This window comes from Roseibium alexandrii DFL-11 (assembly GCF_000158095.2).
Classification (GTDB): Bacteria; Pseudomonadota; Alphaproteobacteria; order Rhizobiales; family Stappiaceae; genus Roseibium; species Roseibium alexandrii.
In genome coordinates this window covers 735,988-749,061 of sequence record NZ_CM011002.1, presented here as the reverse complement: position 1 = coordinate 749,061, position 13,074 = coordinate 735,988, and the positions used below count along the sequence as shown (strand labels likewise).

Genomic DNA, 13,074 nt, shown 5'->3' with positions numbered 1-13,074 from the left:
CTCTTTTCCCATGCAAATGATTTTCTTTGCCCTCGCCCCGGTCATCCTCGTGATTGCCTCAGGATACCTGCTCGCCCGCGCCAATCTGATCAGCGGCGAACAATGGGTGGGCGTCGAACGTCTTGCCTACTTCGTACTGTTTCCGGCCGTTCTGTTTCGCACGATCGCTTTGGCCGACTTTTCAAGCGTCCCAACCTTCGACATGGGCGCTGCTCTCCTGTCCGCGATTGTCACGCTCGCTGTAGCGCTGCTTGCCGCCCGAACTTTAATCGAGAAGATCTGGGGCATTCCGGCTGTCCGCTTCACGTCCATCTTTCAGGGCTCTTTACGCTGGAACGCCATGATCGCTCTTGCCCTTGCAGCCAACATCGGCGGCCAAACGGCACTCGCAATGCTGGCGGTGGCGATGGTGTTCATGATCCCGATCCTGAACGGTGCAAGCATTGTTGTCCTGTCGTGGTATGCCAGCGGAACCACACCGAATTTTTCAAAGATCCTCAAAGACCTTTTCACCAATCCTTTCATACTGTCGATCTTTGCCGGTGTCTTGATGAACATCAGCGGTCTGACCATGCCGGCAATCGTTGATGATACGCTGGAAATCTTCGCGCAGGCGGCCCTGCCGATCGGCATCATCTGCGTTGGAGCGGGGCTCGACTTAAGCTCCCTGCGCCGTCCGGGCCCCGCGCTCACCATGGGCACCTTCCTGCGGCCGGTCTTCATGCCGCTGCTCGCCTTCCTGTTTGCGAATCTCTACGGCGTCACCGGCCAGGCGCTCACCGTTATCATCATCGCCTCAGCCGTGCCCTGCGCAAGCAACTCTTACCTGCTCGCCCGCCAACTTGGCGGGGATGCAAAGCTGATGGCCGAGATCATCACGCTGCAGACCCTCGCTGCGACCGTGACCATCCCGCTAGCACTGTTGCTTTTCACCTAGACTGCCGGCGGATAAAGGCTTTCCAAGATCCCTGCTGCATCAATACCAGCAGGCAGGATGCCGTAGGTCGAGCGCCAGCCGCCGGAAAGCCGCGTCTTTGCAAAGGCGTCAGCGACATCATCCAGCTGCAGCTCCTTCAAAGCTGCAACGGCTGCTGTCAGGGCGAGACGTTCCGTTAGAACGCGGGCATGAGCTGGATCTGCCAAGGCTTGCGCTGCCAGGCTGGGCAAGCCGCTGCAGGCCGCGGAGAGAGACGCACCGCCGCTTTTCGAGAGCTCACTGAGCACTAGGTTCGGCGCTTCAGGGTGGCGGCCAAGCGCACGCAGAACGTCCAGCGCCATAACATTGCCGGAGCCCTCCCAGATCGGATTGACCGGGGCATCCCGGTAAATCCGGGCCATATCATAATCCTCGACATACCCATTGCCGCCGAGACACTCCATCGCCTCGTAGGTGAGCGCGGGACCGGTCTTGCAGATCCAGTACTTGATCGCTGGGGTCAGCAACCGGGCATAAGCAGCTTCAACCGGGTCAGTTTCCACCTTTGCCGCGGCACGAACCAAGCGCAAGGCCAGAGCCGTGGCTGCGGCGACATCCAGCGCCATGTCGGCGAGGACCGCGGTCATCAACGGCTGGTCGATCAAATAGGCCCCGAAGGTTTTGCGGTGCCGGCAATGGTGGACGGCACGGCTGACCGCTGCTCGCATCTGACCGGCAGAGCCCAGCGCACAATCAATCCGGGTCGGGGTCACCATATCGATGATTGTGGCAATGCCCCGCCCCTCATCGCCAAGCAGATATCCCTCGGCCCGATGGAATTCGACTTCCGAGGAGGCGTTCGATTTGTTGCCAAGCTTGTCCTTCAGCCGCTGAAATCGCAGCCCGTTGACCCGGCCATCAGCCAAAATGCGCGGGATCAGAAAACAGCTCGGTCCGTTTGCTGTCTTTGCCAGCACGAGGAATGCATCACACATCGGTGCGGAGAAGAACCATTTGTGCCCGGTGATCGCGTAGCTTCCCTGATTGCCAGCCTCTGCCGTCGACGAAATGGCCCGGAGATCGGTGCCGCCCTGCTTTTCCGTCATGCCCATGCCGATGGTAATGCCGGTCTTTTCGTGCATCGGGAGGAACCGGGGATCATAGGTCCGGGTTTGCATCTTTGGCAGAAGGTCTGCGCAAACATCCGGATATTGCGCCATTACGGCTGCCGCCGCGTTTGTCATGGTAATCGGGCATGTGTGCCCCGTTTCAGCTTGTGACGTCAGGAAGAATTTGGCAGCGCGCACCAATTGGGTCGACACACCACCGTCCAGCAAAGCGCTGTGCATCCCGGCAGAAAAGCTGTGCGCCATCAGATCATGATAGGCCGGATGGAACTCGACTTGATCCAACCGGCGGCCATGGCGGTCATGGGTTTTAAGGGCGGGAAGATGGATATTCGCCTGCCGCCCGAGCTCCAGAAACGCCTCAGCTCCCACCTCAGCGCCATGAGCAAGGACATCCTTCAGCTCCCAGGCCGAAACATGCGCGGAGACTGTAGCCAAAAGCAGCGGATCGCCTGCCGCCAGATTGGACCCGCCATATGGTGGGGCCTGATTGAAAACGTCATGTGTTGCAAGGGCTTCCACCCCGGCATCGCCTGAAGACTTAGCTGCTTCGCTCAGATGGTCTGCCATGACGGTTCCTCCTCCCGATGAGCACTCTGAATGCCCTTGTCAGTTTACGTAAGCGTAACAAGATAGTGGAAATCAATGCAACCACCGACCGTTGTGCAGTGCAGATATTGCCCAACCTGATGCATGGTCAGATAGAAGAATGTGCCTTTTTCAAATTTGACCATTTGATTAAAGTCTTAGTCTGCATGTGGACAGCGGGTAGAGACCCGATTCCGGCCTTGTGCGCAGACCCGTTCCACCTTAAGAAGATGATCTCGATGAGCGAGCAAGAATCCTATCGAGACAACCCTTTCCCCCATCGTCATTTGCTGGGCATTGAGGGTCTTCACCCCCACGAAATACTGGGCCTTCTGGACCGTGCCGAAGAGGCCGTGGAAATCTCCCGGCAGGTGCACAAGCGCAAGCATGTGCTGCAGGGCCGGACACAGATCAACCTCTTCTTCGAGGCCTCCACCCGCACGCAGAGCTCCTTCGAGCTGGCCGGAAAACGCCTTGGCGCGGACGTCATGAACATGGCGGTCTCCCAGTCGTCGGTCAAAAAGGGCGAGACCCTGATCGATACGGCCGCGACCCTCAACGCCATGCATCCGGACCTCCTTGTGGTGCGTCACCATGCAGCCGGCGCGGTTCATCTTCTGGCCCGCAAAGTCGGCTGCGCGGTGGTCAACGCCGGTGACGGCCCGCATGAGCACCCGACACAAGCCCTGCTCGACGCACTTACCATCCGCCGCCACAAAGGCAAGATAGCCCGGTTGACGGTGGCGATTTGCGGCGACATTGCCCATTCGCGCGTTGCCCGCTCCAACATCATACTTTTGAACGCACTCGGCGCCCGGGTCCGGGTGATCGCCCCGTCAACGCTCCTGCCCTCTGGCATCGCCCAAATGGGCGCAGAGGTCTATCAGGACATGCGGGAGGGCTTGAAGGGCGCCGATATCGTCATGATGCTGCGCCTGCAGCGCGAGCGCATGAACGGGGCCTTCATCCCGTCCGTCCGGGAGTACTACCGCTATTATGGCCTTGATGCGGAAAAGCTGTCTCATGCCAAGGACGATGCGCTTGTCATGCACCCCGGCCCGATGAACCGCGGTGTCGAGATCGATCCGGCGATCGCCGACGGACCGCAAAGCCTCATCCGCGAACAGGTCGAAATGGGTGTCGCCGTTCGCATGGCAGTGCTTGAAGCCCTCGCCGACAACCTTCCAACTGCTTGAAACTCCAGAGGACAAACACCGTGGCACTCGACACACCCAAACCTCTGGTTCTTTCAAACGCCAGAGTGATTGATCCGGCGCGCGATCTGGACGCGCCAGGATCGATCATCATCGCCGACGGCACCATTCTTGCCGCCGGGCCGGAAGCCGCCAATCAGGGCGCGCCTTACGGCGCCGAACTCATCGACTGCAAGGGCGCCATCGCCTGCCCGGGCCTCATCGACATGTGTGTGTCGGTCGGAGAACCCGGCGCAGAACACCGCGAAACGCTCGCAAGCGCCTCGGAAGCTGCTGCAGCAGGCGGCATCACCACAATATGCACCATGCCGGACACCGATCCGGTGATTGACGATCCAGCGCTGGTCGACTTCATCCACCGGCGCGCCCGCGACACGGCGAGTGTGAACGTTCTGCCGCTTGCCGCCCTCACCAAGGGTCTTGCGGGCGTTGAAATGACCGAGATCGGCCTGTTGAAGGAAGCTGGTGCAGTCGCCTTCAGCAATGGCCACAAGTCCGTGCAGAACCCGCAAATTCTGCGCCGGATCATGACCTATGCCCGCGATTTCGATGCGCTTGTGATCCACCATACCGAAGACCCGGCCCTTGCCGGCGGCGTGATGAACGCCGGACTCAACGCCAGCTGGAAGGGCCTCTCCGGTGTGCCGCGCGAGGCGGAAATCATCATGCTGGAACGCGACCTGCGCCTCGTTGGGATGTCCAAGGGCAAATACCATGCGAACCTGATCTCCACCTCGGAAAGCGCCGATATCATCCGAACTGGCAAAGGCCGGGGGCTGAACATCACGGCAGGGATCTCGATCAATCACCTGACGCACAATGAAAACGACATCGGCGCTTACCGCACCTTCTTCAAGATGTCGCCGCCCCTGCGCGATGAAGACGACCGGCAGGCGATGATCGCGGCGATTGCCGACGGCACGATCGACATCATCTGCTCCAATCACGATCCGCAGGACGTCGAAACCAAACGCCACCCCTGGGCGGAAGCTGAAGACGGCGCGATCGGCTTGGAAACCCTGCTTGCGGCGAGCCTGCGCCTGTACCACGCAGAACAAGTGGACCTGAAAACACTGCTTGCGGCGATGACCTACAATCCGGCAGACCGGCTGGGCCTTGAAACCGGACGGCTTTCAAAAGGCGCGCCAGCCGATGTCACTGTCTTTGACCTCGACCGGCCCTGGGTTCTGGAAAAGAGCGCCATCCGCTCGCGCTCCAAAAACTCCCCATTCGAAGACGCCCGCTTCTCGGGCCGTGTGATGCGCACCGTGGTCGGCGGCAAAACCGTCTTTGCGCATGGGTAAGTAACCGTCTAGCCGATGTCAGGCAGGGTTCTCTTCCAGCCACGCCATGACATCGGCAGCGTTCCGGTCCGGCGGAAACACCGGATAGAATGCTTTGATCACGACGCCGTCTCGGACAATCAAAGTTAGGCGCTTCAAAAGCGTCTGACCATCGGCTTCGAAGGACGGCAAATCAAGGGCATTCGTGAAGGTCAGATCCGCGTCCGACAACAGCGGAAACGGCAAATGAAGACGCTCGACGGCCTCCGCCTGGTAGGCCGTCGATTGGGTCGACAGACCGAAGATATGACCGGCGCCAAGGGCCGAAAGTTCTTTATAATGATCCCGGAAGGCACAGGATTGCGGCGTGCAGCCCCGCGCACCAGGGATCGTGTCCCAGCCGTCCGGCAAGGGCACACCCGGCTGCCCTGTCTTGGGGTAGATGTAAATCACACTGGTCCCGGTAAGGTCCGCCAGATGCACCTTGCTGCCATCCGTTGCCGCCAATTCCAGCTGAGGCAGTGTCGTGCCCTCAACACGCGCAGCCGTGCTGTCATCCTCTGGCGCCGGCAATTTCGACCAATCCACATCTGTCAGGCTCACGGATATTCTCCAGGTGGGTAGATACTTTAAACCGCTTTTTGGCACAGCGCCGTAATTTGGCAAGGAAGTCAATCAATTTGCTGGAGCAGGTTTTCATGGCCGTCATTGCCGGACTTGATCCAGCAATCCATGCCGCTTCGAAGCCACAAGCACTGGCGGTATGCTTTTGAAACGAAACGGTATGGATACCCGGATCAAGTCCGGGTATGACGGTAATAGGAGCGCTTTGGTTTAAGGTGGGAATTCTTATGCAGACCCTGCCCCGCGCACTCGGGAGAAGAACAAAAAATGCCTGATCCGATCAGCTGGGAATTTGCCTGGCCCTATTATCTGGCCGCACTCGCCTTTGGCTATTTGCTTGGCACCATTCCGTTTGGCCTGATCCTGACGAAACTCGGTGGGCATGGCGATATCCGCGAGATCGGCTCCGGCAACATCGGCACCACCAATGTCCTGCGCACAGGCAGCAAGAAGCTGGCGGCGGCAACACTTCTGGGCGATGCGCTGAAAGGCACCGTTGCGGTCCTGATTGCGGCCCGGTTCGGGCCGGATACGGCCTTGATTGCTGGGTTTGGCGCGTTTCTCGGTCACCTCTTTCCGGTCTGGCTGAAATTCAAGGGCGGCAAGGGTGTTGCTACCTATCTCGGCATCCTCTTGGGCCTTTATTGGCCGATGTTCCTGATCGCGGCTCTCACCTGGGTCGGCATGGCCGTTGTCTTCCGGTACTCCTCACTGTCGGCCCTGACCGCCTCGGCCGTTACGCCCATTATTCTGTATTTCGGCTTCAGCCAGTTTCAGCTGGGCGAGATGTTTCTGGTGCTCACCCTCTTGCTCTGGGCCAAACATCACGAGAATATCGGCCGGCTCCTCAAAGGACAGGAGAGCAAGATCGGCAAGAAATCGCGACCGGCAGAGGCTTCGGTCTCCGAGCCGTCACCGGGAGACGGGTGAGAAGCCCGGCCCACGATAAAACCCTTCGCCTCTCAGAGGCCCAACGCCTTGCCTGGCTGCGTTTAATACGGTCGGAAAATGTTGGCCCCACCACTTTCCGTGATCTTCTGAATCATACTGGATCTGCCGAAAAGGCCCTGCAGCTTCTCCCTGAACTTTCCAGGCGGGGCGGCAAAAAAAGCTACAGGCTCTGCACGCAAGACGATGCGGAAGCCGAACTTGAGGCCCACGCCCGGTCCGGCGCCCGCCTTGTTGCCCTTGGCGAGCCGGAGTATCCGCCGCATCTGCGTCACATCGACGGACCGCCACCGCTTTTGTCCCTCAAGGGGGGATCTGTCACTGCCCGGCACAAGACGCTGGCGATCGTCGGGGCGCGCAACGCCTCGCTGTCGGGCCGGAAACTGGCCGCAATGTTCGCCCGGGATCTTGGAAACGCCGAGTTCGTCATCGCCTCCGGCCTTGCCCGCGGCATAGATGCCGCAGCTCACGAAGCAGCGCTCTCAACGGGGACTGTGGCTGTCTTTGCCGGCGGGATCGATGTGCTCTACCCGAGTGATCATGACCGCCTTCTCGCGGCGATCCTTCAAACTGGCGGTGCGGTGATCAGCGAAATGCCGTTCGGCTGGAAACCTCGCGGACGCGATTTCCCCCGGCGCAACCGCTTGATCTCTGGCGTTTCGCTCGGCGTCATCGTGATTGAAGCTGCCAAGAAATCCGGGTCACTCCACACGGCGCGGTTTGCGCTTGAGCAGAACCGGGACATTTTCGCAGTTCCCGGCTCCCCTCTTGACCCGCGCTCGGACGGTGCCAACAGCCTTATCCGCCAGGGCGCGGCGCTGGTGACAAACGCAAAAGATGTTCTGGAGGATCTTGGGAACAGGATCGAACCTGTCCTGCCGTTCGATCAGGACTTGAATGAACCGGAAAAGGATCTTTTCTCGGCAGCTCAGGAACCGGACGAGAGCCTGCGCGCCCGCATCATATCCGCCCTCGGCCCCACACCGGTCGATCTTGATGAACTGATCCGGTTTGCGGCCGTGCCGCCGCGGATGGTGCACATCATTTTGTTGGAGCTCGAACTCGCCGGGCGGCTCGAGCGGCACCGCGGCAATAAAATATCGCTGCTTTTATAAGGATATTTTCCCCGTATAAGACAGTGGATAACCTCTCTGCAAAACGGACAGCTTGACCCCGGTCGCGCAAAGGTCCATTTGACACGCGGCGCATGATCCGTGATCGTCTGCGCCACAAAACCAGCTTCTCTCCCGGGCGAACTCCTCCGTCCCGGCACAAAAAATTTGGGTAAGAATGAACGTCGTCATTGTGGAATCGCCGGCGAAAGCCAAGACGATCAACAAGTATTTGGGCTCGGATTATACCGTTCTGGCCTCTTATGGTCATGTGCGGGACCTGCCCCCCAAAGACGGTTCGGTCAAACCCGACGAAGACTTCGCCATGAGCTGGCAGGTCGACAGCAAGTCCCAGAAGCGGCTGAGCGAGATCGCCAGTGCGGTCAAGGATGCCGACCGCCTCATTCTTGCAACTGACCCCGACCGCGAAGGGGAAGCGATTTCGTGGCACGTTTTGGAAGTTCTTCAGAAGAAGCGCGTTTTGAAGGACAAACAGATTGAGCGGGTGGTGTTCAACGCGATCACCAAGAAGGCGATCCTTGAGGCGATGGACAATCCGCGCCAGCTGGACACACCGCTTGTCGATGCTTACCTCGCCCGCCGTGCGCTCGACTATCTGGTCGGTTTTACCCTGTCTCCGGTTCTGTGGCGCAAATTGCCAGGCGCCCGTTCAGCCGGCCGTGTGCAGTCTGTGGCGCTCCGTCTCATCTGCGACCGGGAAATGGAGATCGAAACCTTCAACCCACAGGAATACTGGTCGATCTTTGCCGGCATGAAAACACCGGCCGGCGACGTGTTCCAGGCAGGTCTGACCGGCTATGACGGCAAGAAAATTGGCCGCCTCGACGTCAAGACGGGCGAAGAAGCTGGCGCCATCAAAACCATGCTGGAAAGCGCCAGCTTCAAGGTCGACAGCGTTGCCTCCAAGCCGGCCAAGCGCAATCCGGCGGCACCCTTTACCACCTCGACCCTGCAGCAGGAAGCGTCCCGCAAGCTCGGCTTCTCCGCCTCGCGCACCATGCAGGTGGCCCAGAAGCTCTATGAAGGCATATCCATAGGCGGCGAGACCTCCGGCCTTATCACCTACATGCGTACCGACGGCGTCTCAATTGCAGGAGAAGCGATTGCCGCGGCCCGCTCGGTCATCGGACAGGATTTCGGCGACAAATATGTTCCCGAAAAGCCGCGCGCCTATTCCTCCAAGGCCAAAAACGCGCAAGAAGCGCACGAGGCGATCCGTCCAACTGATCTCGCCCGCCGCCCGAAAGATGTCGCCGCGTTCCTCGACCAGGATCAGGCCAAGCTCTATGAGCTGATCTGGAAGCGCACCATGGCCTCCCAAATGGAATCGGCCGTTCTCGAGCGTACAACAATTGAAATTCTCGCGGACGGCTCCGGCAAACGCGCAAATCTGCGCGCAACCGGGTCGGTTGTACGCTTTGACGGGTTTCTGGCGCTTTATCAGGAAAGCCGCGACGACGACGACGAGGAAGGCTCCAAGCGCCTTCCGGCCGTTGATCAGGGCGCGGCACTGACCGCGACCTCCATCGACGGTACCGCAGAGCCGATCAATTCCGCCCAGCACTTCACCACCCCGCCGCCGCGCTACACCGAGGCGAGCCTGGTCAAGAAGATGGAAGAGCTCGGCATTGGCCGCCCGTCCACATACGCCTCCACGCTGCAAACCCTGCGCGACCGCGAATATGTAGAGCTGGAGAAAAAACAGCTGGTCCCACAGGACAAGGGCCGGATTGTCACCGCGTTCCTGGAAAGTTTTTTCCGGCGCTACGTGGAGTTCGATTTTACGGCCAGCCTGGAAGAACAGCTCGACAAGATTTCAGCCGGCGAACTCTCCTGGCTCGACGTCCTGAAGGATTTCTGGACGGCCTTCTCTGGCTCGGTCGACGAGATCAAGGACTTGCGTGTTGCCGAGGTCATTGATTCCCTGAACGAACTCCTCGGGCCGCATATCTTCCCGGAAAAGGAAGACGGCACTGATCCGCGCAAATGTCCAGCCTGTGACACAGGTAAACTGTCCCTGAAAGTCAGCCGTTGGGGTGCCTTTATAGGCTGCGAAAACTACCCGGAATGCGGTTACACCCGCCAGCTGGGCAAACCGAGCGGCGAAGAGGGTGAGGCCGATGACGGCCCGAAGGTCTTCGGTGAGGATCCGGAAACCGGCATGGAAGTCTCGCTGCGCACCGGACGGTTTGGCCCTTATGTTCAGCTCGGAAACGAAGCCAAGCCGAAGCGCTCGTCGCTGCCGAAAGGCTGGTCTGCGGCAGACATGGATCTTGAAAAGGCCTTGCAGCTGCTGTCGCTGCCACGGGAAGTCGGCGAGCATCCGGAAGACGGCAAGATGATCACGGCCGGCCTTGGACGCTACGGCCCGTTCGTGTTGCATGACGGCACCTATGCCAATCTCTCTTCGCCGGACGAGGTGTTTTCCGTCGGCATCAACCGCGCCGTCGATGCACTGGCAGAAAAACGCGCCAAGGGTGGCGGACGCCGGGGCGCCGCGGCAACGCCGCTGAAGGAACTTGGCGAGCATCCGTCCGAAGGCGGACCGGTCAACGTCTATGACGGCCGCTATGGGCCTTACGTCAAACATGGCAAGGTCAACGCGACGCTGCCCAAGGACACTGCTCCGGAAGCGGTGACCATGGAACAGGCTGTGGAACTGATCGCGGCCAAAGGTGGCACCAAGAAAAAGGCGGCCGCCAAGAAGACCCCCGCAAAGAAAACCACTGCGAAAAAGACAACAAGCAAAAAGGCAGCGGCCAAGGACGGTGAGGAAAAGACCACCTCCAAGAAGCCTGCTGCCAAGAAAACGGCAGCCAAGAAGACAACGGCAAAATCCGCGGCCAAGGCCGAGGTGGACGCAAAGTCTGAAGAAGTGCCCTGGGACGACCCCTCTTGAGCGCAAAACGCATCAACACGCGGAAACACACAAAACGCAAACACGCCAAAGTGCCAGGTGACATGCCCTCCCGCGAGGACATCCTGGCCTTCGTCGCCGACAATCCGGGCCGGGCGGGCAAGCGCGAAATCGCGCGCCATTTCGGCATTATCGGTGGTGCGCGCATCCATCTGAAAAAGATCCTCAAGGATCTGGCTGAAGACGGCCTCATTGAGAAGCGCAACAAGCGCATGATCCGGCCGGGCGACCTGCCACCGGTGTTTGTCGCCAACACGGTTGCCCGCACATCTGATGGCGACCTGCTTGGCACGCCGGTCGATTGGGACGATGAAGCCGGCAATCCGCCGCAAATCTTGATCCTTGCCGGCAAAACCAAAAACACCCAGCCCGGACTTGGCGACCGGGCCCTAATCCGCCTGAGCGAAGGCGACAGCGGCTCGGAAGCAGAATTCACAGCACGGGTCATTCGGGTTCTGGAAAAACGCCAAGGCGCAATTCTGGGCATCCTCAGAAAGCGTGACGGCAACCGTCCGCCTTATCTGGAACCCATCGACCGCAAACAGCGCGAACTGGATGTCGATCCGGCGGAGATGAAGGAAGCCGAGGACGGCGATCTCGTCAGCGTCCAGATTTCACGGTCCGGGAAGTATGGCCATCCGCGCGCCGGTATCGTGGAACGCTTTGGCTCGATGAACTCCGAGAAAGCAGTTTCCGAGATTGCCCTGCATTCCCATGGCATTCCGCATGTCTTCCCGAATGCGGTCGAGGTTCAGGCAGAAAGCGCCAAGCCGGTTGATAAGCTTGGACAGCGCGAAGACTGGCGCCAGATCCCGCTGGTCACCATCGACCCGCCCGATGCCAAGGATCATGACGATGCGGTTTACGCCGAACCGGACGAGAATCCGGACAACGAAGGCGGCTATGTTGCCTACGTGGCGATTGCCGACGTCGCGCATTACGTCACGCCGGGCTCACCGATGGACCGGGAAGCAAACCTACGCGGCAACTCGGTCTATTTCCCGGACCGGGTGATCCCGATGTTGCCGGAGCGCATATCCAACCAGCTGTGTTCATTGCGGGAAAAGGAAGACAAACCGGCAATGGGCGTGCGCATGGTCTTCGACAAGACCGGCCGCAAGATCAGCCATACGTTCCACCGCGTGCTGATGCGCTCGGCCGCAAAGCTCTCCTACATCCAGGCGCAAAAGGCGATTGACGGCGTCACTGACGAGAAGACAGAAACGCTGCTGGACGGTGTTCTGAAGCCGCTCTGGGCCGCCTATGCCGTTCTTCAAAAAGGCAGGGAAGCGCGCGAGCCGCTGGAACTGGATTTGCCGGAACGCAAGATCAAGCTGAAGGAAGACGGCACCGTTGACCATGTCTACGTGCCTGAGCGTCTCGATGCGCACAAGCTTATCGAAGAATTCATGATCCAGGCAAACGTTGCGGCTGCCGAAACGCTGGAAAAGAAAAAGACGCCCCTGCTCTACCGGGTACACGATGCCTCAACGCCGGAAAAGCTGGAGAACCTGAAGGAATTCCTGTCGACGATCGACATGAAGCTGCCTTCCTCTGGCGGTTTGCGGCCTTCGGTGTTCAATGGCATTTTGAAGAAGGTCAAGGACACTTCCCAGGCGCATTTGGTCAACGAAATTGTCCTGCGCAGCCAGGCGCAGGCGGAATACAACCCGCAGAACATCGGTCACTTTGGTCTCAACTTGCGCCGCTATGCGCACTTCACGTCACCGATCCGCCGCTATGCCGACCTCATCGTCCACCGGGGCCTGATCTCGGCGCTTGGGCTCGGCAAGGACGGTTTGCCGGAAGGCGTTGAAAGCAAGCTGGAGGCAATTGGCGGCGAGATTTCCGGCGCCGAGCGCCGGGCCATGCTCGCCGAACGCGACACGATCGACCGGTTGATTGCCCTGTGGATGAGCGATCAGGTTGGCGCCACATTCCAGGGCCGGATTGCCGGAGTGGTCAAATCCGGAATGTTCATCCGCCTGGAGGACACGGGCGCAGACGGGTTCGTTCCCGCCTCCACCATCGGGCTCGATTATTACCGCTACGACGAAGCGTCGCACGCCCTGATAGGTGACAAAACCGGCGAAACCTACCAACTTGGGGATCAGGTCGAAGTCCGGCTTGTGGATGCAGCTCCATTCGCCGGCTCTTTGACGTTTGAAGTTGTGAGCCACGGACGGATTGCCGGAAAGGCGATCCGCAAACCGATGCCCAAGGCACGGCGCGGTCCTCCGAAGGGAGGCGCACGTGGCAGCGCGACGGGCGGCCCCAAGGGCCCGAAGGGCAAGGCCGCTCCGCGGAAAAAGACCCGAAGGTAG

At 59.7% G+C, this 13,074-nt stretch carries 9 protein-coding genes; 7 read left to right on the top strand and 2 right to left on the bottom strand.

The annotated features are described in order from the left end of the window. Positions 1-10 precede the first annotated feature (10 nt). Entirely contained in the window at positions 11-937 is a 927-nt protein-coding gene (locus SADFL11_RS03555; RefSeq protein ID WP_008196384.1) for an AEC family transporter, read from the top strand. On the opposite strand, the gene SADFL11_RS03550 is transcribed toward SADFL11_RS03555, so the two are convergent. Next, positions 934-2,613 (bottom strand): acyl-CoA dehydrogenase family protein, encoded by a 1,680-nt coding sequence (locus SADFL11_RS03550; RefSeq protein WP_008195303.1) that lies wholly within the window; start codon positions 2,611-2,613, stop codon positions 934-936. The two genes, SADFL11_RS03555 and SADFL11_RS03550, sit on opposite strands and share 4 nt — an antisense overlap. 257 nt (positions 2,614-2,870) lie before the next feature. On the opposite strand from SADFL11_RS03550, the gene SADFL11_RS03545 reads away from it, so the two are divergent. Then, positions 2,871-3,827 carry an aspartate carbamoyltransferase catalytic subunit gene (locus SADFL11_RS03545; protein ID WP_040452157.1) on the top strand — a complete coding sequence of 319 codons (957 nt, stop codon included), beginning with the start codon at positions 2,871-2,873 and terminating at the stop codon, positions 3,825-3,827. Between the two features lie 20 nt (positions 3,828-3,847). Continuing rightward, a complete protein-coding gene (locus tag SADFL11_RS03540; protein ID WP_040452159.1) occupies positions 3,848-5,149 on the top strand; it encodes a dihydroorotase in 1,302 nt (433 codons plus the stop codon). Positions 5,150-5,167: 18 nt separating this feature from the next. Here SADFL11_RS03540 and SADFL11_RS03535 read toward each other — a convergent pair whose 3' ends face one another. Continuing rightward, entirely contained in the window at positions 5,168-5,731 is a 564-nt protein-coding gene (locus SADFL11_RS03535) for a peroxiredoxin (RefSeq protein ID WP_008195866.1), read from the bottom strand. A 288-nt stretch (positions 5,732-6,019) separates the two neighbouring features. Here SADFL11_RS03535 and plsY point away from each other — a divergent pair, with 288 nt between their 5' ends. The 4 genes from plsY to rnr all read left to right on the top strand — a co-directional run bounded on the left by plsY (position 6,020) and on the right by rnr (position 13,074). Then, the gene (plsY, locus tag SADFL11_RS03530) at positions 6,020-6,682 is read left to right on the top strand and encodes a glycerol-3-phosphate 1-O-acyltransferase PlsY (RefSeq protein WP_008197322.1); all 663 of its coding nucleotides are present in this window, start codon (positions 6,020-6,022) and stop codon (positions 6,680-6,682) included. Beyond that, positions 6,679-7,815 (top strand): DNA-processing protein DprA, encoded by a 1,137-nt coding sequence (dprA, locus tag SADFL11_RS03525; protein ID WP_008190284.1) that lies wholly within the window; start codon positions 6,679-6,681, stop codon positions 7,813-7,815. The genes plsY and dprA overlap by 4 nt, the downstream gene beginning before the upstream one ends. A 175-nt stretch (positions 7,816-7,990) precedes the next feature. Beyond that, positions 7,991-10,732: a type I DNA topoisomerase gene (gene topA, locus SADFL11_RS03520; RefSeq protein WP_008193600.1), complete on the top strand. Its 2,742-nt coding sequence runs from the start codon at positions 7,991-7,993 to the stop codon at positions 10,730-10,732. Between the two features lie 62 nt (positions 10,733-10,794). After that, positions 10,795-13,074 carry a ribonuclease R gene (gene rnr / locus SADFL11_RS03515; protein ID WP_085955889.1) on the top strand — a complete coding sequence of 760 codons (2,280 nt, stop codon included), beginning with the start codon at positions 10,795-10,797 and terminating at the stop codon, positions 13,072-13,074.